At 57.5% G+C, this 21,654-nt stretch carries 25 protein-coding genes and 3 pseudogenes; 8 read left to right on the forward strand and 20 right to left on the reverse strand.

Annotation, left to right across the window (positions count from 1 at the left end; translation table 11 throughout):
- The coding region (locus K290_RS35335) for an IS256 family transposase (protein WP_037136583.1) at positions 1 to 272 on the forward strand (272 nt) is incomplete at its 5' end.
- 950 nt (positions 273 to 1,222) lie between these two features.
- Here the strand turns inward: K290_RS35335 and K290_RS0129440 are convergent.
- The 5 genes from K290_RS0129440 to K290_RS0129460 form a co-directional block, all read right to left on the reverse strand.
- Positions 1,223 to 1,954: an aspartate/glutamate racemase family protein gene (locus K290_RS0129440; RefSeq protein WP_028755059.1), complete on the reverse strand. Its 732-nt coding sequence runs from the start codon at positions 1,952 to 1,954 to the stop codon at positions 1,223 to 1,225.
- A 5-nt stretch (positions 1,955 to 1,959) separates the two neighbouring features.
- Entirely contained in the window at positions 1,960 to 2,781 is an 822-nt protein-coding gene (locus K290_RS0129445) for an ABC transporter permease (protein ID WP_028755060.1), read from the reverse strand.
- Position 2,782: 1 nt separating this feature from the next.
- Positions 2,783 to 3,700 carry an ABC transporter permease gene (locus K290_RS0129450; protein ID WP_028755061.1) on the reverse strand — a complete coding sequence of 306 codons (918 nt, stop codon included), beginning with the start codon at positions 3,698 to 3,700 and terminating at the stop codon, positions 2,783 to 2,785.
- Positions 3,701 to 3,772: 72 nt separating this feature from the next.
- Positions 3,773 to 5,071 (reverse strand): ABC transporter substrate-binding protein, encoded by a 1,299-nt coding sequence (locus K290_RS0129455; RefSeq protein ID WP_028755062.1) that lies wholly within the window; start codon positions 5,069 to 5,071, stop codon positions 3,773 to 3,775.
- Positions 5,072 to 5,100: 29 nt separating this feature from the next.
- Positions 5,101 to 6,189: an ABC transporter ATP-binding protein gene (locus K290_RS0129460; RefSeq protein WP_028755063.1), complete on the reverse strand. Its 1,089-nt coding sequence runs from the start codon at positions 6,187 to 6,189 to the stop codon at positions 5,101 to 5,103.
- Between the two features lie 267 nt (positions 6,190 to 6,456).
- On the opposite strand from K290_RS0129460, the gene K290_RS0129465 reads away from it, so the two are divergent.
- Entirely contained in the window at positions 6,457 to 7,200 is a 744-nt protein-coding gene (locus K290_RS0129465) for a GntR family transcriptional regulator (protein WP_028755064.1), read from the forward strand.
- Positions 7,160 to 7,579, forward strand: a pseudogene (locus K290_RS36670) (tetrahydrofolate dehydrogenase/cyclohydrolase catalytic domain-containing protein); the annotation flags it as partial. The gene K290_RS0129465 and the pseudogene K290_RS36670, both read left to right, overlap by 41 nt.
- A gap of 279 nt (positions 7,580 to 7,858) precedes the next feature.
- Here the strand turns inward: K290_RS36670 and K290_RS0129475 are convergent.
- The 4 genes from K290_RS0129475 to K290_RS0129495 all read right to left on the reverse strand — a co-directional run bounded on the left by K290_RS0129475 (position 7,859) and on the right by K290_RS0129495 (position 10,049).
- Positions 7,859 to 8,488: a LysE family translocator gene (locus tag K290_RS0129475; RefSeq protein WP_028755066.1), complete on the reverse strand. Its 630-nt coding sequence runs from the start codon at positions 8,486 to 8,488 to the stop codon at positions 7,859 to 7,861.
- Between the two features lie 573 nt (positions 8,489 to 9,061).
- Positions 9,062 to 9,283, reverse strand: coding sequence for a hypothetical protein (locus K290_RS0129485; RefSeq protein ID WP_028755067.1), 222 nt, complete (start codon positions 9,281 to 9,283; stop codon positions 9,062 to 9,064).
- A gap of 35 nt (positions 9,284 to 9,318) precedes the next feature.
- Complete coding sequence (locus K290_RS0129490; RefSeq protein WP_028755068.1) at positions 9,319 to 9,729, reverse strand: SRPBCC family protein; 411 nt, start codon at positions 9,727 to 9,729, stop codon at positions 9,319 to 9,321.
- Positions 9,726 to 10,049: an ArsR/SmtB family transcription factor gene (locus tag K290_RS0129495; protein ID WP_028755069.1), complete on the reverse strand. Its 324-nt coding sequence runs from the start codon at positions 10,047 to 10,049 to the stop codon at positions 9,726 to 9,728. Before K290_RS0129495 ends, K290_RS0129490 begins: the two co-directional genes overlap by 4 nt.
- Positions 10,050 to 10,600: 551 nt before the next feature.
- Between K290_RS0129495 and K290_RS35340 the strand changes: the two are divergent.
- Positions 10,601 to 11,305, forward strand: a pseudogene (locus tag K290_RS35340) (aminotransferase-like domain-containing protein); the annotation flags it as partial.
- A 482-nt stretch (positions 11,306 to 11,787) separates the two neighbouring features.
- Here K290_RS35340 and K290_RS0129515 read toward each other — a convergent pair.
- From K290_RS0129515 to groES, 4 genes are all read right to left on the reverse strand, one after another.
- Positions 11,788 to 12,882: a glycosyltransferase family 4 protein gene (locus K290_RS0129515; protein WP_028755073.1), complete on the reverse strand. Its 1,095-nt coding sequence runs from the start codon at positions 12,880 to 12,882 to the stop codon at positions 11,788 to 11,790.
- 86 nt (positions 12,883 to 12,968) lie between these two features.
- A complete protein-coding gene (locus K290_RS0129520) occupies positions 12,969 to 13,394 on the reverse strand; it encodes a hypothetical protein (RefSeq protein ID WP_028755074.1) in 426 nt (141 codons plus the stop codon).
- Positions 13,395 to 13,488: 94 nt separating this feature from the next.
- On the reverse strand, positions 13,489 to 15,117 hold the full coding sequence (gene groL / locus K290_RS0129525) for a chaperonin GroEL (protein ID WP_028755075.1): 1,629 nt from the start codon (positions 15,115 to 15,117) through the stop codon (positions 13,489 to 13,491).
- Positions 15,118 to 15,178: 61 nt separating this feature from the next.
- A complete protein-coding gene (gene groES, locus K290_RS0129530) occupies positions 15,179 to 15,493 on the reverse strand; it encodes a co-chaperone GroES (protein ID WP_028755076.1) in 315 nt (104 codons plus the stop codon).
- Between the two features lie 458 nt (positions 15,494 to 15,951).
- On the opposite strand from groES, the gene K290_RS0129535 reads away from it, so the two are divergent.
- Together K290_RS0129535 and K290_RS0129540 are read left to right on the forward strand one after the other, a co-directional pair.
- On the forward strand, positions 15,952 to 16,242 hold the full coding sequence (locus K290_RS0129535) for a hypothetical protein (protein WP_028755077.1): 291 nt from the start codon (positions 15,952 to 15,954) through the stop codon (positions 16,240 to 16,242).
- 213 nt (positions 16,243 to 16,455) lie between these two features.
- Positions 16,456 to 16,767, forward strand: a complete 312-nt coding sequence (locus tag K290_RS0129540; RefSeq protein WP_028755078.1) for a DUF982 domain-containing protein — start codon at positions 16,456 to 16,458, stop codon at positions 16,765 to 16,767.
- Positions 16,768 to 17,109: 342 nt separating this feature from the next.
- Here the strand turns inward: K290_RS0129540 and K290_RS0129550 are convergent, their stop codons facing one another.
- The 3 genes from K290_RS0129550 to K290_RS0129560 form a co-directional block, all read right to left on the reverse strand.
- Positions 17,110 to 17,475, reverse strand: a complete 366-nt coding sequence (locus K290_RS0129550; protein ID WP_028755079.1) for an SPW repeat protein — start codon at positions 17,473 to 17,475, stop codon at positions 17,110 to 17,112.
- Positions 17,476 to 17,557: 82 nt separating this feature from the next.
- The gene (locus K290_RS0129555; RefSeq protein ID WP_028755080.1) at positions 17,558 to 18,061 is read right to left on the reverse strand and encodes an Hsp20/alpha crystallin family protein; all 504 of its coding nucleotides are present in this window, start codon (positions 18,059 to 18,061) and stop codon (positions 17,558 to 17,560) included.
- A gap of 95 nt (positions 18,062 to 18,156) precedes the next feature.
- Entirely contained in the window at positions 18,157 to 18,627 is a 471-nt protein-coding gene (locus K290_RS0129560) for an Hsp20 family protein (RefSeq protein ID WP_028755081.1), read from the reverse strand.
- A 254-nt stretch (positions 18,628 to 18,881) separates the two neighbouring features.
- Here K290_RS0129560 and K290_RS36675 point away from each other — a divergent pair.
- Together K290_RS36675 and K290_RS38565 are read left to right on the forward strand one after the other, a co-directional pair.
- A pseudogene (locus tag K290_RS36675) lies at positions 18,882 to 19,168 on the forward strand (type II toxin-antitoxin system RelE/ParE family toxin).
- 859 nt (positions 19,169 to 20,027) lie between these two features.
- Positions 20,028 to 20,156 carry a hypothetical protein gene (locus K290_RS38565; RefSeq protein ID WP_245276706.1) on the forward strand — a complete coding sequence of 43 codons (129 nt, stop codon included), beginning with the start codon at positions 20,028 to 20,030 and terminating at the stop codon, positions 20,154 to 20,156.
- Here K290_RS38565 and K290_RS0129580 read toward each other — a convergent pair.
- The 4 genes from K290_RS0129580 to K290_RS0129595 form a co-directional block, all read right to left on the reverse strand.
- Positions 20,137 to 20,412: a hypothetical protein gene (locus tag K290_RS0129580; RefSeq protein WP_028755084.1), complete on the reverse strand. Its 276-nt coding sequence runs from the start codon at positions 20,410 to 20,412 to the stop codon at positions 20,137 to 20,139. The two genes, K290_RS38565 and K290_RS0129580, sit on opposite strands and share 20 nt — an antisense overlap.
- A gap of 73 nt (positions 20,413 to 20,485) precedes the next feature.
- Positions 20,486 to 20,866 carry a DUF6481 family protein gene (locus K290_RS0129585; protein WP_028755085.1) on the reverse strand — a complete coding sequence of 127 codons (381 nt, stop codon included), beginning with the start codon at positions 20,864 to 20,866 and terminating at the stop codon, positions 20,486 to 20,488.
- Between the two features lie 29 nt (positions 20,867 to 20,895).
- A complete protein-coding gene (locus K290_RS0129590; RefSeq protein ID WP_028755086.1) occupies positions 20,896 to 21,120 on the reverse strand; it encodes a hypothetical protein in 225 nt (74 codons plus the stop codon).
- A 118-nt stretch (positions 21,121 to 21,238) separates the two neighbouring features.
- Positions 21,239 to 21,448: a cold-shock protein gene (locus tag K290_RS0129595; RefSeq protein WP_016736157.1), complete on the reverse strand. Its 210-nt coding sequence runs from the start codon at positions 21,446 to 21,448 to the stop codon at positions 21,239 to 21,241.
- Positions 21,449 to 21,654: the final 206 nt, after the last annotated feature.

Here is a 21,654-nt window from a genome sequence, read left to right on the forward strand (position 1 = left end):
AAGATGTCCTCGCCTACATGACCTTTCCCAAGCAGCACTGGACCAAGCTTCACAGCACGAACCCGATTGAGCGATTGAATGGAGAAATCAAGCGAAGGACCGAGGTCGTCGGCATCTTTCCAAACGACGATGCCATCGTCAGGCTCGTCGGCGCTTTGCTTCTGGAGCAAAATGATGAGTGGGCTGTTCAGCGCTCGCGGTACATGACACTGGAAACCATCGCGACAATGAGCGATGATCCGCTCATCAACTTGCCTGCTGCGGCAAGCTGACCCGTTCCCGGCCCTGTCCGGAAAGCTCGACGATCGACCGAGCTACACCACTCCCTGGGACATCATCTACCCGAGCTTCGGAGTAAGAGTTCGTTCGGCATGGCGCGCTAGGCTGTCACGCAAACCGGAGTGGCGTGATGGTGGTCCTAGACAGCGGCCTTTTTTCAAGTTTCGACTGCGGCCAGCGGATGGGGGCGATATTTGTCGCCACCTACCTGGCACAGATCGCGATCGTTGCGGGCCTCTCCGCATCCGTTCGCAGGCCGTCTCGGTATGGTCCGGTTGTGGAAATGATCGACCGTCCGGCATTTTTGATGCGGAGGCGAGTTATCGTTTGGGCGATCTGGGCCTCAATTTTTGCCGTGGTTGCGGCAACCTGCGGCCTTCTGCGGACGACGACGGCAGTTCTTCTCGATTCGAGATCGATCATCGAAACAAGTTGCACCGGCCCTCTGCCCAGCGAGTATCGACTCGATCGCGCCAAACTGAAGATTACCTTCGGGCACGATCCGACCTGGCTCACCAAACGCTTGAGTCCGCCTATCTGGAGGCCACGCAAGTCGATAAGCCCAGAGCGACTTTCATCCGTCTTTTGGGACGCCCCGGGTCGAAAGAGCTTCTCGAGCTCGCACCCGAGGCGATGGCCGATTATTCCCGCTATCGGTCATATTTCGGTTTCGCTAGCATTTGCGGGTGTGCCCTTGCACTGGAATCACTGACTTGAGTCATAATAGTGGTCGGGCGACAGTTCATATCCCTTCAAGAGCTTTCAACCACCAAAAAGCAGATCGATAATCCGATCACATCGGCAGTTCCACTACCGCTCGAATGCTGGGATCGAGCCGCGCTTAGATAAGCGAGCGCCGGCATCCACATATAAACTGCCCATCACCTCTGATTGCGGCGGGCGCATCCTTCTCGCCTGATCCCGCCACTATTCAGTCTGAGGCTTACGCTGGCGCGAAATCGCTCATCGCACCGGTAAAGCGCTTTTGCAACGGAGAGGCATAGGAGCCGCGCTTGCTGGTCGAGAGGCCAAGGGACACCAGTGCTTCCGCCTGTTTGACCGCCACGGCGACGCCGTCGATTACTGGCACCCCGTAGATCTCCTGCAGCTCGCGCGCAAGATCGGTCATGCCGGCGCAGCCGAGCACGATCGCCTCCGCCCCGTCTTCTTCGAGCGCCCGTTCGATTTCCGCCCGCAACTTGCCGATCGCGCCGGAGGCGGCATCCTCGAGTTCCAGCACGGCGATATCGGACGCGCGCACTTTCGCCCGCCCACCCATGCCGTAACGCTGAACGAGATTGTCGATCAGGATGCGCGAACGCTCCAGCGTCGTCACGACCGTGAAGCGCTGGGCGAGAAAGGCGGCGGTCGCCACGGCGGATTCGCAAAGCCCCAGAATGGGGACATCCGAAAACGTCCGTGCGGCTTCGAGGCCGGTATCATCGAAACAGGCGATGATCGCCGCATCGTAACCCATTGTCCGGCGTTCCCTAAGTTCGCTGAGCAAGCCCGGAACGGCAAGCGCTCCGTCATAATATCCCTCGATGGAGGCAGGTCCCATCCGCGACGTGGCGGCGACGATTTCCGTGCCGGATGCGGCGACGGCGCGCGCGGCAATCCCGGCCTTTTCGGTCATCGATGCAGTGGTATTGGGATTGATGAGCAATAAACGCATGATGGTCAGTTCTTCTTGGCCTGCCGGCGGCCGAGCATCACCATGATGCCGAGCGCCACGAGAATGATGGTGAAGGAAAAGAGCGTCGTCACCGTTCCCAATGCATAAAGCACGGGTGTGGTGACGTTGGTGGTCATACCGTAGATTTCGAGAGGTAGCGTGTTGTAGGTGCCCGATGTCATCAAGGTGCGGGCAAACTCGTCATAGGACAGCGTGAAGCCGAACAGACCGACGCCGATCAGACTCGGTGCAATCATTGGCAGTACGACATGGCGGAAGGTCTGCCATGAAGTCGCCCCGAGATCGCGCGCGGCCTCCTCGTAAGCCGGCGAAAAGCGGTTAAAAACGGCAAACATGATCAGCACGCCGAAGGGCAGCGTCCACGTCAAATGCGCGCCGAAAGCCGAGGAATACCATGCCGGAGCAAGACCGCCCTGCTGGAAGACGACGCCGATGCCGAGAGAGATGATGATGGACGGAACCACCAAACTGGCGACCGTCGCGTAAAACAGCAGCGATGCTCCGCGGAAACGGCGGCGGAAGGCAAGGCCGGCCAGCAAGGACACGACGACCGTGACGACCATCACCATCAGCCCGAGCACGAACGATCGGCGGAACGAGGCGCCAAAATCGCCGACCGCCTGCTTCTCGAAGAGGTTTGCGAACCAATGCAGCGAGACGCCGTTTAGCGGAAAGGTCAGACCGCCATCCGGTCCTTGGAAAGAAAGGATGATGACCGCCGAAAGTGGGCCGTAGAGAAACAGCACGAACACGATGAAAAAGATGGCAAGGATGTAGAATTCCAGGCTGCGTTTTTCGCGGTTCATCTCAAAGCTCCTTGCGGATATCGACGACCCGCAGGATGGCGGAAACCATCAGCAGGACGAGGATCAGCAGCACCACCGCGTTGGCAGCCGCAGCCGGATATTGCAGCAGCGACATCTGGTTTTTCATCATCAGCGCGATGGAGGCGCTCTGGCCGCCGGACATGACCTGCACCGTAGAAAAATCCGCCATGACCAGCGTGACGACGAAGATCGTTCCGATCGCCATGCCAGGCTTGGCAAGCGGGATCACGACGTTCCAAAGGACTTGCCAACCGCTGGCTCCGGCGTCGCGGGCGGCTTCGAACAGGGAGCGATCGATGCGCATCAGCGTGTTGAAGATCGGCGTCACCATGAACAGCGTATAGAGATGCACCATGGCAAGCACGACGGCAAAATCGGAATAGAGCAACCATTCGATCGGCTTCGGAATAAGACCCATCTGGATCAGGGTCGAATTGACGAGACCGTTGCGACCAAGTACCGGGATCCAGGAGATCATGCGGATGATGTTCGACGTCATGAACGGTACGGTGCAGATGAGGAAGAGGATCATCTGCGTCGACGTGCGGCGGATGTGGAAGGCGAGGAAATAGGCGACCCCGAAGCCGATCACCAGCGTCAGGGCCCAGACAATGGCGGTAAACTTCAGTGTGTTGAGATAGGTCTTCCAGGTGACCCACGAACCCAGTGTGTCGGTGTAATTCGTGGTCAGGAAGGCAGGATAGAGACCGGCGAAATCATAGTCCCAAAAACTAACGACACCGATCATTGCAATCGGCAGCAGGAAGAAGAAACTCAGGATCAGAAACAGCGGCGCCGCCTGGAGATAGGAGACGAGCCCAAGCGGCACGCTAAAACCACGTCCGCCACCCGCTTTTCGCGCTGCCTGATCCGTCTCTGAGGAAGCGATCGTCGCCATGTTCCGGTCTCTCCGTTTGCGGCTTCCTCCCCCCGCTTTCGGGGAGAGGATTTGATTTGAGGGCGATGCTCCTTAGGCGGCGATGAACTCGTTCCAGCGGCGAACCATGTAGCGGTCTTCGTCCATCACCGAGTTCCAGCAGGCGACCGCGCCCATGCGGGCTTCGAACGAGCCGCCATCGCGAACGGCGCCGGCCTTCTCCATGACCTTGCCTTCCGGAGACAGGATATCGCCCTGCGCCGGCTTCCCCTCGATCCAGTAGCCCCATTCGTCGGCCGACATGAATTGCTTGGCCGTTTCCATGCAGGCGGAATAGTAGCCCTGGCGGTTGAGATAGCCGCCGACCCAGCCGGACGTGTACCAGTTGATATATTCATAGGCGGCGTCGAGCTGAGCACCCTTGAGATGCGAGGCGAGGCCGAGACCACCGCCCCAAGCGCGATACCCTTCCTTGAGCGGCTGGAAAGTGCAGGCGATGCCCTTCGAGCGGACGGCGGCAACGGCCGGCGACCACATCGACTGGATGACGACTTCACCCGACGCCATCAGATTGACGCTTTCGTCGAAGGACTTCCAGAAGGCGCGGAACTGGCCGTCACCCTTGGTCTTGATCAGGAAGTCGATCGTCTTGTCGATCTCTGCCTTCGTCATGTTGCCCTTGTCGGCATATTTGATCTTGCCGGCAGCTTCCATGATCATCGCCGCATCCATGATGCCGATCGACGGAATGTTGAGGATCGCGGTCTTGCCCTTGAAGGCGGGATCGAGAATGTCGGCCCAACTCGTGATCGGACGGCCGGTCAAGTCCGGACGGATACCCAACGTGTCGGCGTTGTAGATCGTCGGAACCATCGTCAACCACTGGGTCGGCTCCTTGGCGAATTTCTTGGAACCCTGCGCTTCGACGAAGCCGACCGTGTGCGGCGCCGTGCCCTGGGCGATGACGCTGTCCGGCTTCAGCTTGCCGTTGATGAAGAGCGGCACGATCTTGTCGTAATATTTGAGCTTCTTGACGTCCATCGGCTGCATGACGCCGGTCGGGAAGACCTTCTTGGCGATCCAGTATTCGATGTCGGCAATGTCATAGCTGTCCGGCTGGGTAACGGCGCGCTGGGCGGCGGCATCGGAATCGGTCGCCGTCATCTCCAGCGTAATGCCGAGATCGGCCTTGCACTTCTCGGCGATCGCATTGATGTTCGAAACGCCGGTGCCGAACTGGCGAAGCGTGATGTTGGATTGCGCCCAGATCGTCGGAAAGCCGGTGATGAGGCCGGAGCCTGCGATCGCGCCGGCGGCGGCAGCGCCGGTCTTCAATAGCGAGCGGCGGGAGATTCCCTTTACCGCCTTGGTCGTCTTCGTTTCAGTCGTCATGTCAGTTCCCCTTTTGTGATGCTTGAAATTTATGCGGAAGCCGGGCCAAGGAGGATTGCGTCCTCCAGGGCCCAGCTCAGAGACACCGCATCGCCGACCGATACAGGTTTGGCGAAGTAGTCGCCGTCGCTTGCGATGACCGTGAAGTCGTCGCTGCCCGCGCCGATGACGGTGATCTTCACCGACGCGCCGCGATATTCGATGTTGGAAACGATGCCATTGAAGCCGAGGGCTTTTTCGGAGGCCTCCTGCAGGCGGACGCGGTCGGTGCGGATGCCGATATCGATAGTCTCGCCTACGTCCCTGCCGGTTCCACGGACGGAAAATGTCTGCCCCTCGGGCACCGTCATCGTCAGAACGCCGTCCTCACTGGACGTAACCCGCCCGGAGAGCACGTTGTGGTCTCCCATGAAGCGTGCGACGAAGGCAGTCGCTGGACGTTCGAAGACTTGACGCGGCGCGGCCGCCTGCTCGATCCTGCCATCGTTCATGATGACGATGATATCGGCGAGCGCCATGGCCTCCTCCTGGCTATGCGTCACATGCACGAAGGTGATCCCGAGCGTCTTCTGCAGCTTCTTCAACTCGGCGCGCATGCGGATCTTCAGGAACGGATCGAGCGCCGACAGCGGCTCGTCGAGCAACAGGGCCTCGGGGCCTGTAATTAGCGCGCGGGCGAGCGCCACACGTTGCTGCTGCCCGCCGGAAAGCTGCGCCGGACGCCGCGTGGCATAGGCCTCCATCTGCATCAGCTTCAACATCTCAAGCGCCTTGGCCCGGCGCTCGTCCTTGTCCACGCCCTTCATCTTCAGGCTGAAAGCGACGTTGTCGATGAGGTCGAGATGGGGAAAGAGCGCGTAGGATTGGAACATCATCGCCGTGCCGCGCTTGGCAGGCGGGAAATCGGTGACGACGATGTTACCGAGGCGGATATCGCCCGACGAGATGCTTTCATGACCAGCGATCATGCGAAGGGTCGACGTCTTGCCGCAGCCGGACGGCCCGAGAAAGCAGCAATAGGAGCCGGCCGGAACCTTCAGGCTGATCGCATGCACTGCGGTCGTCGTGCCATAGACCTTCGAAACGGATGCTATATCGATCTCTGCCGCTTTCGACATCGTGTCTTCCTCTGTTTGAGAAAGACAATGCATCTGCCGTGCCAGTTCCGGTGCAGTGCACCAACTCTTTGTGAATCATGGATTTTTACGGCAAACTCAGCAAATTGCCTCGGGAGAGGCAAAAAGTCGTCTGCACATGAAATAGGCTTTTTGTCTGCAATATCTCGCGAGATCGTATACAATTTAGCCCACATTTTGCGGCAGATTGCGTTTAACTTTTGCAACGAATACGGCTACCATCACGCCAATTATCAGGTATTCGATTTCATGAACTCTACAGTCGACGCGCTTCAGACAACCTCTGGTCCCACTGAAACCGGCGCTCAGCAGATCCGCGATGCCATTCGCGAAGCGATCGTCGAACGCAGGCTTTCGCCGGGCACGAAGCTTTCGGAAAGCGATGTCGGCAATCTGTTCAATGTCAGCCGGACGCTGGCGCGCGCCGCATTGCAGGCCCTCTCCTATGAAGGACTTGTCAATGTCGAGAAGAACCGCGGTGCTTTCGTAGCGTATCCTTCGCCAGATGAAGCCCGGCAGATCTTCGCTGCCCGTCGTCTGGTGGAACCCGGGATTCTCAGCGAAGCGGCAAAAAGGATCACGCCCTCAGAGGCTCAGCACCTAAAGCAGCTTCTGCTTGAGGAAGGCCGGTTAATGAACGAGCGCGGTCAATCCGCACGCCGCGCCGAGATCAAGGCGTCGGGCGATTTCCATCTCATGCTTGCCTCGATCTCCGGCAATTTGATCATGCAGCGCTTCATGGAGGAGCTTATAGCCCGCTCGTCGCTCGTGATCGCGCTATACGGCCAGTCAAGTGTGTCGAGCTGCGGCCATGCGGAACATGGCGACATCATCTCGGCCATCGAGCGCAACGATATCGAGACAGCGCGCCATCTTATGCTGCACCATATTTCGCACATCGAGGCGGATCTCGATCTGCGGGAGCGCAAGGGCTTCGGCCTGAAGGAAGCCTTCGAGCCTTCGAGCCCTAGAACGGACGGCACTGCGCCTTAACCACATGGCGGTGGTGATCGTCGGACACGATCCGGCAACCCATACCTAAAGTGTCTGCCAAGAGCCGGATGGCAAAGGAATGTGGGTTCCAGTCAATCCAGCACACCTTGTCGGAGCAGACCACGCAGGACGAACTCGCTGCTCTCGTTCAAGCGTTAAACAGCGATGAGGAAATTCACGGAGTTCTCGTGCAGCTGCCCTTGCCCGTCATCTGCGCGCTGAACATATCATCCAGTAAGAACACCTTGATTGACTGCACGTTGTCAATGCTGGCAAGCTCGCCGCGGGGGACGTTCCGACTGGCCTTGTCTCCTACACTTCGGCAGGATCGATGATCCTTGTGCGCGAAGTTCACGGTAACGACCTTTCGGGGTTCAATGAGCTGGCTCGGTTTGTCTGAACAGTTCCGGCGTGTTGCTAGGTGGATTTCCACCTCGATTACGCTGCCACCATCATGGGCGTCAGGCGCGCAACGGCTCTCCTGGAGATTCATGAGTCCGGCGCTAGTGCCCTCTTCTTCAACGTTTCCGCACGCTGCCGTCTGCGATGCGATGGAACGGTTTTCGGCCCAAGGAACACGTGGTTTAGAGATTGTCGGCTGCTTGACGGCCCCTGGTCACTGCAGTCCCATCCTTAAGCGGCAGAGGCTCGATTGACACTATGCGCGTTCTTGCAACGCCAACCGCACGCCGAGGGCGCAGTATATACCTCCGACAAATTTCCCTTGCCACCTCAGGACAGAGGGGTGGCGTCGTAGGAATTGTCCGAGGTGACCGGCTGTGATGGCAAACACGAAGGTGCTTATGAACCCGATCGTCGCGAATAACACGCCAAGGATGGTAAGCTGAAAAAAGACGGCCCCATTCTGGGGGTGCACAAATTGGGGGAGGAATGCCAGAAAAAACAACGCCGTTTTCGGGTTCAAGATTTCAGTAACAATAGCTTGCCGGAACGCCAGCTTGGCAGTGATAGGGCTCCTATTATGTCCAATCGATGCCGGCGCTTTCGCCAATATCGCTTTAATACCCATATAAACCAGGTAGGCCGCGCCGGCGTATTTGAGTAGGCCAAATAGCCAGGCCGATGTGGCGATAACCGCCGATATGCCGACCACTGCGAAGAAGGTATGAACGATATCGCCGGCCGTGATCCCAGCTCCGGTCGCGACACCAACCTTCGCCCCTGATGTCATTGCTCTCGCAACGGTCAACAGTGTGGCCGGCCCGGGTATGAAAACGAACCCAAGAACGATTGCGCAGTAAGTCAATAAGGTCGTGTGATCTATCATAAGCTGTCTCCGGCTTCCGAAGCAATAAAAAGGGAAACTTTCGTCAAATGACCCGGTTCGCTAGAAATAAGTCCTGCGAATGAGCTCCTCAGAACCTCACCGGGTGGAGCGGGATTGTCAATCCACCGAGATTGTTGCCCTTCTCGCGAGATAACAGCGGAAAGTTCTTCGACTATTTCCAGCAATTTCCAATCGTTCCGACGCCGCGTTTAACCAGATGGCCAATTGACTATTCCCTGCTCGGCCTTCACCTGTTCGATCTGATGTGCCATCCAGGCAAACTGCTCCTCGCTTAGCGATGCATTCCACTTATGCGCGTTCTCAGCGTCATCAGCCAGCATGGTGGCTGATGACGCTGAGCGCCCGACTCGGATAGTTTTCCGGTGGGGAGAAGGTACTGACCTCCTTGCTCATCTCGATCGGCGGTTCGATGGCGGCATATTGCGAGTCGGCGATGATGCCGCGGCTGAAAAGGGGAATATCAGCTGATGAAACGCGGTGTGATGTAGAAGTCTCGGATTGCAGCGATGTGACAGGCTGCGAGCCGCGGTTGTTAGTGGGAACCGCATTTCGCTACCTTGCCGCCGATAGCTGCTCGCGTCGACCGGTGAAATAGGGCAACGCGAACATGTATAGGCCGCTGAAAAGCAGCAGGAAAAGGGGCGGCAGCGGCGAATAGACTATCCAGGCCGGCGGCGTGCCGAAGGCCATGGTGGCGAAATTGGCTATGACCGTCAACGTGAAAATGATCGACAGCCAGCGGTGAAGCTGACGAATAAACTTGTTCCAATTCACTGATATTTCCTCCTCAAATAGGTCATGCCTTTGTCTCAGTCTTCGTGCCCCAGAACCTCTTGCAGATTGTCTATGAAGCGCTGCCAGCCGAACATGGCACCCTGGTAAGCCTGCTCCTGATCCGGGCGGAAGCCCGCTTGCTCCATGCGCAGTAGCGTGCCCCGACCGGCAGGCGTCAGTGTCCAGGTCACGGTGCTTTCGAGGCCGTAGGCATCCCAAGTGTAGGAAAGCGTCCTGTTCGGCTCAATCTCCAGCACCTTGCAATCGACGGAGCCCCATTCTGCAGTGAACTTGAAGCTGTGTTCGCGCACAGGCTTGAAGTCGCTCTTCATCAGCCACTCCTCAAGCAGATGCGGCTGCGTCAGCGCACGCCAGATTTTCTCCGGTGAGAAAGCGATCTCCCGTTCGACGATGACGGAGCGGATTTCAGGTACGATTTTGTTCATTGGTCCATCCTTTTGAGCAAATCTTCCAGGGCGTCGAACCGGTCTTCCCAGAAGCCGGCCATCTCGGTCGTCCAGTCCGCCAGAGGGGCAAGAGCGTGTATCTCGGCGCTGTAATGCGTTTGGCGACCCTCATGACGGTCGCGTACGAGCCCGGCGGTTTTGAGCACCGCCAGGTGCTTCGAAACGACCGGCTGGGAAACACCGGCTCCGACCGTCAGAACACCCACGGTCTTCTCGCCTTCACGGCACAAACGTTCGAAGATGGCGCGTCGGGTCGGATCGGCAAGCGCCCTGAAAAGCCTGTCCTGAACATTCGACATGAGAAATCATACCTGATTGGCTATGGATCGATGTATAGCCATAAGGGTATGAATACGTCAAGCGCCTTCAAAGGCGTTTTTTTCGGCAGAAACGAAAACACCCAGTGCTTGGCGGGCCGGGTGCCGAGAAGCCAAAGCCTGAAGCGCTTACTTGGTAACGCTTCGTAGCGTTTCAGGACCCCAGTGAATCAGGCTGTCGAGGAAGGCATCGAGATACTTCTGGCAAGCGTTCGATGTAGTAGGAGTGTTCCCATACGGTTGTGGAGGATGGGGGACGGGCTGCGAAAAAGCATTTCCACTGCGTGAGCTTCAGATTGCGGACGTTGATGCTGTGGTTGAGCTGCTGGTGTACCAACTGCTCAAGATTGACGTCGCCCTTGGACGCAGCTTCCCGGCCTTGCACAAACGCCGCCTGAATAGGTTCCGCAGGCGGCGCTTGCTGGGTTCGACTCGGATCTCCGCGAGAACGTCAGGCGGATTTCTGGTTGAGAAACGCCACAACCTCTTCGTTGAAGGCTTGCGGGAACTCGATATTGGAGAAGTGTACCGCCGGCTTTCGCAATTATCCTGACGCGAAGCTCGTCTTGGTCAAGGACAGCAGGCGCCTCTCGGTCCTTCCTTGTCACTCGAAAGACGGCTTCATCTGCTCGAATGGGCGGCGGTGGACCAGGTCTGGGTAATCGAAGACGACTATCTCAGCGAACTGCAGCTGGCGGGCAGGGCCGCGCCGGCGCTCGCGTCGCTGGACCGAGACGGGCGCGTCATTCACATCGGCTCGTTCAGTAAGAAGATCAGTCCGACAGTTCGGCTTGGCTTTCTAGTCACGCCGATAGAACTGATCTCTCGGTTTTGCCGAAGTGGCCGCGTGTCTGGCGCCGCCACCTGGGCCTGCGGTGCAACTCGCAACTGCCGAATTCATACATGAGGGGCATTATATGCGTCACCTGCGACGCACTAAACGGGTCTATGCGGCCAAGCGGCAAGCACTGCTGGATTGTCTTCAATCATCCGTCGGCGCCGATTCTGTTACTGCGCCGGGTCTGGCCGTGCTGCTCAAGTTGCCTAAGGGAACGCGGGATATTGCAGTGGCACGCGAGGCTTTGACATACGGCATGTATCCGTCGCCGCTTTCCCCTTGGTATGTGTCACCTGAGGGCGCCGAATCCGGACTTCTGCTTGGCGTCGCGACGGCACCGATGAAGAACCTCGCTCGATCCCGCGACCGCCTCTTCGAAATAGTGCAGCGGTTGCGCTGATCATCGGTGCTGCTCGAAGTGGCTGAAGCTACCCCTGGCAAAAAATTGATCTCGGAGTGGAAATTGGCAACTTGGCTGACTTGAGCTGCGGTCTCCAGATCAGGGTCAGCATATGATGGTCGTTGGCGCATCTAGTCCCGCAATCCTTGCCCGATCCAATGCTGACAATTCCCGCGCAGCGACCGCAGGAACATCGCATTGCCTGATCGCTCGATGGATCGGCTGGGCTGCATGCAGTTTCCGTCAAGCACGAGTTCCGGGATTTCGAGACGATGTTTTGGGGCAGTGTGAGCAGGAGATGGGTTGGCGCAGCTTCATTATGGATGATCAGGACGATATCGCATTCCTATGCCCCGCACACCTGCACGGAGCGGGCTGGCGTGTCCCCCGACCGAGGCCTGTCATTCGGACCCCAGCCGGGTTATCTGGCAGAAGCAGTCGTGCTCATGATGCAGAAACGATCCGGCTGCAATCTCCGTTTCCTATGCCACGACTTGAAGATCCAGGGAGTGACCATTCGCGCGGCGAAGCGGTGCAGCTTGCGTCCGCGTGCCAGGCAATTGCCGATAGATGTTGAGATAGTCTCGAGCCATCCGTTCGGCGCTGAAGCGTTCCTCGAACTTCTCCCGTACTTTCCGCCGATCAAACCGCAACACCCACTCGATATTTTCCACTGCTTGCGTCACGCTATCGACCAACACGCCGGAGATGCCCTCATCGATTACTTCGGGCGCGGAACCGCAACGGAAAGCAATAACGGGTGTGCCACACGCCATTGCCTCTATCATGACGAGACCGAAGGGCTCCGGCCAGTCGATCGGGAAGAGCAGGGCGCCCGAATTGCCAAGGAAGGCTGCCTTCTGATGCTCATTAATCTCACCAACGAATTCTACATTCGGATGGTTTTTCACCATCGGCTCTATCACGGTTTCCCAATAGGCCTTGTCGGCATTGTCTATTTTGGCCGCAATCTTCAGCGGCATTCCCATCTTATCGGCAATTCGGATGGCGCGATCCGGGCGCTTCTCCGGAGAAATTCGGCCGAGGAAGGCGAGATAGTTTCCGGCTGGTTTTTCTGTGAAGGGAAGCAGATCGAGGGGCAAGCCGTGATAAACTGTTCCTGACCAATTGACCGGCGGCATTGGGCGACGCTGGTCGTTGGAGATGGACACCAGCGGAATGTCGGGGAAAGCCCTGTAGATCGGACGGAGATCTGACAGGTCAAGACGCCCATGCAGCGTTGTCACGGTTCGGTCTGCAAACTCCCTAATGAGCGGGAAATGCATGAGATCGATATGGAAATGCAGCACGTCGAATTCGCGCGCCCGCTGGCGGACTTCCTCCAACATGATCACCTTGTGCGGTAGGGGATCCTTCACGGTGGGGTCAAGCCTGAGCGCGACGCCCGAGCACGGCACCAGTTTTGCGCTGGTAACGGAATCACCACTAGCAAATAGTGTGACATCGTGGCCTTGGTGGACGAGTTCTTCAGTTAGATAGGAGACAATACGCTCGGTTCCCCCGTATAGTTTCGGTGGAACACTTTCGGCGAGCGGTGCGATCTGAGCGATCTTCATCGGCAAAACCTCCTCAAGAAGCAAAGAGTCGTCGGCAAAAATCATGCCCGCGTCCCTAAAAGCACGCAGGGGCACAGATGGAGCATCTAAATCTCGAACGGTTGTCGGGCACGTCCTCCTTTCCAATAGCTGCACAGGCCGAAGCCGACCGAATGGCGTATTTGTGGCCTTCGGCGGTTCGTCTTTTTGGTGTCGATGGAGGGGGATGAATTTTGCTTCGTATGGCTTTGATCGTCGCCGTCCAACGCTTTCAAGGCCGCAAGAATTTCGTCGTAGGAGACGATCTCGCTCATCCCGGGATAACACCGCAGGTCCGGTATGGATTCTATCGCGGATATGTCGGACGCCCATGAGGCAAGGATTGCTCGCTTCTCATCCTTGCTGATGTTTTCGTTCGTCAGCACCTCACGCGGGTGACCGAAGTGCATTGCTGGGTGCAGCAGATGTCCGGCGCTGATCGCTGCCGTGGCGGCTTGTTGAGATGCGGAATTCGTGTCGTTTACCTTTCTCATTGCGTTTGCCTCCTTGCAGGAGATGGTGATTGTGGATTTATCAACGTTCGTTGCGGATTTAGGTCCGCCCACCGAAGCGGGCGGACCGTAGCCCTTAAAAATCCATCCCAGCCCCTGACGGCAAAGCAGGTGCGGTTTCCTTCTTTGGCTTCTCCGCGATCATCGCTTCCGTTGTCACCAGCAGACCGGCGATCGAGGCTGCATCCTGAAGCGCGGTACGCACGACCTTGACGGGGTCGATCACACCTTGAGCATAAAGATCGCCAAATTCGTTGGTCTGAGCGTTCCAGCCGAACGAAAAATCGGCTTTTTCGCGCAGTTTGCCGACAATGATGGAGCCCTCGGCGCCGGAATTCTCGGCAATCTGGCGTACCGGTGCTTCAATGGCGCGGCGGACGATCTCGACACCGACGCGCTGATCGTCGTTTTCGGTCGTGAGATTGTCGAGCGATTTGATGGCGCGCAGCAGCGCCACACCGCCTCCCGGAAGAATGCCCTCTTCAATGGCCGCACGCGTTGCGTGCAGTGCATCATCGACGCGGTCCTTCTTTTCCTTCACCTCCACTTCGGTCGAGCCGCCGACGCGGATGACCGCGACACCGCCGGCGAGCTTGGCAAGGCGTTCCTGCAGCTTCTCGCGGTCGTAGTCCGAGGTGGTTTCCTCGATTTGCGCTTTGATCTGGGAAATCCGGCCATCAATCTCCGATTTCGAACCGACGCCATCAATGATCGTCGTATTCTCCTTTTCGATCGACACCTTCTTGGACCGTCCGAGCATATTGAGCGTGACGTTTTCCAGCTTGATGCCGAGATCTTCGGAAATGACGGTGCCGCCCGTCAGAATGGCAATGTCTTCCAGCATCGCCTTGCGGCGATCGCCGAAGCCGGGAGCCTTGACAGCCGCGATTTTCAAACCGCCCCGCAGCTTGTTGACGACGAGTGTTGCGAGTGCTTCGCCTTCGACATCTTCGGCAATGATCAGAAGCGGCTTGCCGGACTGTACGACCGCTTCGAGAACCGGCAGCATCGACTGCAGATTCGACAGCTTCTTCTCATGAATGAGAATGTACGGCTCCTCGAATTCGACCCGCATCTTTTCGGCATTGGTTACAAAATACGGGCTGAGATAGCCGCGGTCGAACTGCATACCTTCGACGACTTCGAGTTCAGTATCGGCGGTCTTGGCTTCTTCGACCGTGATGACGCCTTCATTGCCGACCTTCTGCACGGCCTCGGCCAGATACCGCCCAATCTCAGCATCGCCATTGGCAGAAATGGTGCCAACTTGAGCGATTTCGGAATTGTTGGATATCTTGCGGGCATTGGTCTTTAGCTCCTTGACGACAGCGTCGACGGCAAGATCGATGCCACGCTTCAGGTCCATCGGGTTCATGCCGGAGGCAACGGCCTTTGTCCCTTCCTTGACAATGGCCTGAGCAAGCACCGTTGCAGTCGTCGTCCCATCGCCGGCAAGATCATTCGTCTTGGAGGCGACTTCACGTAGCATCTGTGCGCCCATGTTTTCGAACTTGTCTTCCAGCTCGATCTCCTTGGCAACGGTGACACCGTCCTTGGTGATGCGCGGAGCGCCGAAGGACTTGTCGATGACGACATTGCGGCCCTTCGGGCCGAGCGTCACCTTGACCGCATTGGCAAGGATGTCGACGCCACGCAGCATACGTTCGCGAGCGTCGATGTTGAATTTGACGTCTTTAGCAGCCATATCTTCACTCCTCGTTAGGCAGCTTGGTTTGACTGATGAAAAAAATTTGCCCTGCGCCGTTTCAGGCCGCCTCTTTCTCGGCTGCCTTCGCATCAATGATGCCTAAGACGTCGCTTTCCTTCATGATCAGCAGGTCTTCATTGTCGATCTTGATTTCGGTGCCGGACCATTTCCCGAAAAGGATGCGGTCGCCCGCCTTGACGTCCAGCGGCTGAATTTGTCCGGCCTCATTGCGTGCGCCGGCGCCCACGGCGATGACTTCGCCCTCCTGCGGCTTCTCCTTGGCAGTGTCGGGGATGATGATGCCACCCTTTGTCTTTTCTTCAGACTGGACGCGGCGGACGACAATGCGATCATGAAGCGGTCGGAACGACATGCTTTCCTCCAGTACATAAACAATGACGATGTTGTTCCCCTGTCCGGACCAGATGACCAGTCCGGGCGGGTGCAAAACCTCACACGAGCGCCTTGCGCGAAATGATCTGGTTTTGGGAATTTTCGATTTCAAGAGGAGAAAACGAAAAAATTAGCACTCTGGAGGGAGGACTGCTAAACCGATGAAAAGGGGCAACAAACTCCTCTTTTTAGCCCGGAACTTCGCTCGTAGTTGCGCGCGGTACATTGGCCTGTAAGGAACCGGCGTCCGCTACCACATTCCAATTCTCAAATGCCTGTGGTCGCGTTCGCACAGCCATTTCGTTGCGGAGGAGTCGTCCGACGGCGAGTTCAAGCGGCGTTCGGACTTGAATCCAAATTTTCGCCTTCCTAGCTGTTAGCCAGCCGAGGCTTGATGAGCTCGGTCACCATCGCACGTCTGTTCAGAGTGAGATCGATATGAAAGAGAAAATCGAAATTATCAAAGACCTCAGCATCGAGGAACGGGAAGAGATCTTTGTCGACATCGCCCGCACCCTCGAGGGTACGGCACGTGAAGCCTTTGTCGAAGGCAACAGGCACTTTGCCGCACTTTCGGCCAATATGGCAGAGGCGATCCGCGTTAATGCCGATGAACTCGCCCGCGACGAACCCGAAAATGCGGCGCGCGTACTGCAAAAGGCAACTGCGATGATCTCGCAGTTCAAAGCAGTCCATCCTTACCACATGATCAGTCATTCCCTGCATTAAAACGCGCTTCGGCGCTCGCCGTCCGTTAGGATGACGAGCGCGCAATAAGAAGGCCGGATTGCTCTAGCTCGGCTTCGCATGGAAGCCCCGATCGGCAGAGATAAGCCGGCCACACCCTTTCATCCCCGACGACTACGCAGGATCTTGAAGGAGCGGTGAGCTCGCACAATATCAATTTCAGGCGAACATTGGTGGCATGAAAGGAGGAAAAATATGCCGCTGAACGATGTCCCTTGGACCCGGCCGGTGACCATCCGGCTCCAGTGTGGCCTGGAGCGCACTTTCACGGGCGTCTATGACGCATTGGATTTTTTGGAGAACGAGTGGCCTTTGCGCAATGGCGAGCGCCACGAGCGAGCGGTCAAGAATTGCCGCGGCGCGATCAATGGCGTTGTTCCCGCGGTCTTAGCGCGGGAGGCGTTCATAGCCGCATGCCTCGAGGCAGGAATGCCAGCCGTCATGGTGTCCTGGAAGGCTAGGCCGAACAGGAATCCGATGCGACCCCAGCGCACCGCTTCTCTGTAACTCTCGGCGGTACGATCCGCCTCTACGAAATTAGGGATTGTTCGGCAGCGTCGTTCGATGCGGCGCTGCTCCGCGCGTGGCGGCTAGAAGTGTGGACTGCTCGAAAAGCGACGATGGTCTGCCGCATGCGTCGACGCTAGAGCCACGGTGAGTTGCATTAAGGTGGCAACTCCGTCATGCCCACCTCTGTGCTCATTCCGGCGGCCTTATCCATGAGGATCCACCGATCCATAGGGGGACCATCCGCGCGGTACGCAGGTCTTTGCATACCACCTTCCCCTCACGTTTTGCGCGTAAAGGGTCGAAAAGAACCAGGCCCGAGACGGGCCCGTCCTTATTTTCCTAAGCGGTGGATAGTGGATGGTTATGGTTAAACCAGATATTGCCGGCTGCCAGGACTGCGACCACAATACCGGCAATGACATGCACCCACGTCGCCGCTGTGATTGCGGAGAAGCCGAGGGCCCATGGCGCGACCACGGCCCAGATGCCCAGCACCACATTGATCCATTCCTCGGGCTCATAGAAAGCATATAGTGCCACGGCTGCGATCACGGCAATCGCAATGCCGACGATCCAGGCATTCCAGGCGGCGGAGGGCTCGCCTGTAAAGCCGAACAGCCAGGGCGCCAGTAACAGAATCAGACCGGCAACGATATTGACGATATCGAAAGCGGTCCGGTTGTTCGAAGACAGGGACTTTAGCATCGTTCATTACTCCTTATCGGTCGGTTGCACATTAACGTGGACGGCGGCTGCCAAATTGGCCGGCCGCCGCTCATTCGTTAGATCAGCTCTTGATGGTGATGCGCTTGACCTGCGATTGCGCCTTCGCGGTTTTCGGCAAGGTGACGGTCAGCACGCCGTTCTTGAACGTGGCGTTCACCTGATCGTCCTCGACTTCGGCACCCAGCGGAATTCGGCGCTCGAAGCGGCCGTAATAGCGCTCGGAGAACTGCTTTTCCTTGTCTTCCGTTTCCGACTTCTTTTCGCCTTTCAGCGTCAGGACCCCATCCTCGAGCAGGACCTCAAGGTCCTTCTCCTCAAGGCCAGGCATCTCGGCCGTCACTTTGATCCGGTTGTTGGAGTCGGAGACCTCGACGCTCGGCCAACCGGCCCCGAAATTGGAGTCGCTGTTGAAAGATGTTAGGCCGGATCCGAAGCCGCGGAAAACGTCGTCGAACAGCCGGTTCACCTCGCGATGCAACGACAGAAAAGGATCACGTTCGTCATCGCGAAGAAGAGTTTTGCCGCCATTGTTGCGGCGCAAGGGGATCAGATCACGAACACTCATGGTTTTTCTCCTTTCCATAGGTTCACAGGCAGAGCCCTCTCTGAAAGCGTCGGGCCAGGCCCGGCGCCTTGGTGCGCCCCGCGGTTGAGGAAGCCTTAAGCCGCCTGGTTGTCAGCCTTGATCTGCTTTGTCTGCGGCATCGTCTGAACGGTTCCGATCGCGATCTGACGCGGCTTCATCTCCTCAGGGATCTCGCGCTTGAGATCGATCGTCAGCAGACCGTCGACGAGACTCGCACCCACCACCTTCACGTGGTCGGCCAGTTCGAACCGACGCTGGAATGAACGGCCGGCGATGCCGCGATGCAGATAATGAACGTCCTCGCCGTTCGCCTTTTGCCCCGCGACGATCAGCATGTTCTGTTCCTGGGTGACGGCCAGTTCGTCCTGGGAAAAGCCAGCCACAGCCATTGCAATGCGGTAGTCATCCTCACCGCTCTTCACAATGTCGTAAGGGGGCCAGTTGTCGACCATCTCGGCGCGGCTTGCGGCCTCGAGCGCGTTCAACATTCGGTCGAAGCCGATGCTTGACCGGAACAGGGGAGAGAAATCGAGGTTTGTCCTCATAGCCATATCCTCCTTATAAGCAACATGGATACAAGGAGACGCCAAGAGCGACCGGCGTCTCCTGGACTTGTGTCAATCCCCATGGGGCGATCGACAATATCGATGTAATTCAGCGTCTTAAGGATTCAAGGGGGAATGGAGTTTCCTGGCAGAAAAATTTTTTACTACGTCACGTCGACATCCGAACTCAGGTAGGGAGAAGCGCGCAATATCGCGATGACTTGCGCTGGCGTCAGTTCTTTCTCATTCCATCGCTGCAAGCCAACCCGCATTTTGGTCCAGGTGGCTGCCCCTCAGGGACGCCATGTACCACGCTTAATCCTTCAGCCGCTGTCATGATCGACGAACGGATCGTGGCCGCCACCCGCCGCTTGATCGACTTCCCGCAAGCGGACGCGTTGGAAGAATTGCTGGGACGCGCGAACTGGTTATCACCGGAACGCCGTATATCGCTGTATACGCCATTATCGAAATTGCGGTTCGAGTCCTTCGCATCCTTCACGGCGCGCAGGAACGGCCAGAGACTTTGCCCAGCAGCTAAGTTTTTGGCTTCAGACGCAGACCCCTACGTCCTCTGAGATAATCGCCTGCTTCACACCAAGCTTCAGTTGGCGATCTCAATGAGCTCGCGTCCGCGTAAGGTAGTGTTCCCGCTAGTTGAAGTGAAACCCATAGGTGATGCGCGTCGCGGTTCGAGGTGGTTCAACTGCAAAATACCCCCGTATTGACGAAGGATCGTCTTTGGACTTCTTGCCGAACAACGAGGCTGATTTGGGCCGTCGTTTCGGTCATCCGGTCTGCGTCGCATGCTGGGCAGCCTTCCGGTTTGGAGAATGAGGGAGCTTGAGCCGCCGGGATCGCGCATACGCCCGTAGAGCGCTGTGCGCATTGACTGGCTTCTCGCAGCGGATGACATGGGCGTTTTGCGCAGGGACGGAGCTCTTGTAGTAGCCTGTCGTGAACACGAAAGGCACCCCGACGGCAAGCAGCGGGTCGGCGACCGGGTCGAAGGGGTCGCCCGGCGCACCCCATCAAGGATATTGGCAGAGCGCAGACCTCGACGTCTCGGTCTCGGTCTCGGCGGCCGTAATTCGCGACCCGCCTGACGCTTTTCTTTTTCCGGTATTGACGAGATGCGCGACCGAGGACGCCTGCAGCAATCTATCCGCCTTTGCATCGGTCATCGGCTACGAAGTCAAGCACGATTTCCAACGATCGGCCAGCGAACCTTTCTCGTCGACGCACGACTTCTCATCCATCCCGATGACAATAGCCCGAACATCCTTGTCATCTTCGACGACGTGACGGAGCGGCAACGACACGACGCCGAGCAGGAGTTCATCATCGCCGAAACACGGCATCGCATGAAGAACCTGTTTGCCGTCGTGCGGGCGATTGCCATGCAGACGAGGGCAAAAACAGCCGATGTGGTCGAATCCCGCGATACGTTCCTGGCTCGGCTTGACGTGGCGCTCCACGCGCAGGAACTTGCTGCCAGTCAGCACCTGGTCATGCTCGGTCATAGGTGAACGACGTCAGTAGGGTCGTCACGAAATTGCTCGCCCGTTCCTTGACAAGCACCTCGGTCCATTCATCGGTTCCCCGAAGTCTCAGATCGGTATAGATGCTGTCGACGGCCGCCTCTTCGATGCGTTTGATATGTGTCTTGAAGTTTGCCTCGCCGCCCGCATGGTACATGTCACGGATGACCATGCGCAGGATTTCCTGAATTGCGATTTGCCACGCCGTGTTGATCGTCTGGAGTTCTTTCGTATCCTGTGCCATGGGGCTCCTTCCGCTTAAGTGGACCCCGGCATGGCGACGTCATGTTGTCGCATCGGGGCGGTATGGACAATGGCTAGGCTTGTCTTGCCTTGCGGTTGGCGTAACGGCGGTCGCGTTCGGCCTTTCGCGCCGCCTCATCTTCGATCATCCGCGCTATACGCGCTTTTTCGGCGCCCTCCCGCGCTTCGGATTCGGCAACTACAGCCGCCTCAGCGGCCGCCTTCCGCTCTGCCGCCGCGATCTCGGTACGCTTTTGCTCCTCGAGTTTCACGCGCTCACGTTCAACACGCCGCTCCTCACGAGCGGTGGCAATAGCAGCGCGTTGGGCCTGCCTTGCCATCCTAGCTGGTTCTGCCGCAGTCTTTGCCACACGATAGGCATTGAGGAGGGCAGCTTTGGCGTCAGCGGATGCGGCGCGGCGATCGGAGACTTCGTTGTTTCTGGCGTTCTTCATTCTTATCCCGATAATGAGTGGAGCAGAGATCAGCGCGTCTTGGCGCGTTTGGGGATGAGGTTGGATGTCGCTGACATACGGTCGGCCAGCTCCTTGGCAAGACGCGCCTCTCGCAGCCTGAGGGTCTTGGCATTCCGGGCCTCAGCGATGGATTCAAGCTCTTCCACCGCGTTGTTCTTGGCAAAGAACTGCGTCTGGACGTTGCCGAAGGCGATCTCCGCCTGCTGGCGGGATTTACTGTGTGCTTGTGTCATTGGAACCTTAATTAGTTCGGTTAGCATCCGAAACGAAAAAGGCCAGGCAAAACGCCTGGCCTTGATGAAATAGCTTCCAGTGCCAGTACATCCGTGGTCAAAGGAAAGCAGATATCGATTAAGCGGACTGCAGATTACAGGCCGACATTTTGCCCGACTTGCGGTCGCGCTCAAGCTCGAAGCCGATCTTCTGGCCTTCGACGAGCTCACGCATTCCGGCGCGCTCAACGGCAGAGATGTGAACAAAAGCGTCAGCCCCGCCATCGTCAGGCTGAATGAAGCCGAAGCCTTTGGTGGAATTGAACCATTTTACTGTGCCAGTGGTCATGATGAACCCTTTCAAAGCATAGAGTGAGGGACCGCGAAGCTGACGCTGCGCAGATGGGAACCGACTATTTTTGAGAGGGAAGTTCGCTTAAGGCGCTGTGCCAATCGCGCGGTAGACAAAGTTCGGCAAGCAAAAGATCGATGAGCACACATATACGGGGCTTAAACCGATCGGTCAACAGTTAGTTTTCGATCGGATCGCCACTC

The sequence above is a fragment of the Rhizobium leucaenae USDA 9039 genome (assembly GCF_000426285.1).
Classification (GTDB): domain Bacteria; phylum Pseudomonadota; class Alphaproteobacteria; order Rhizobiales; family Rhizobiaceae; genus Rhizobium; species Rhizobium leucaenae.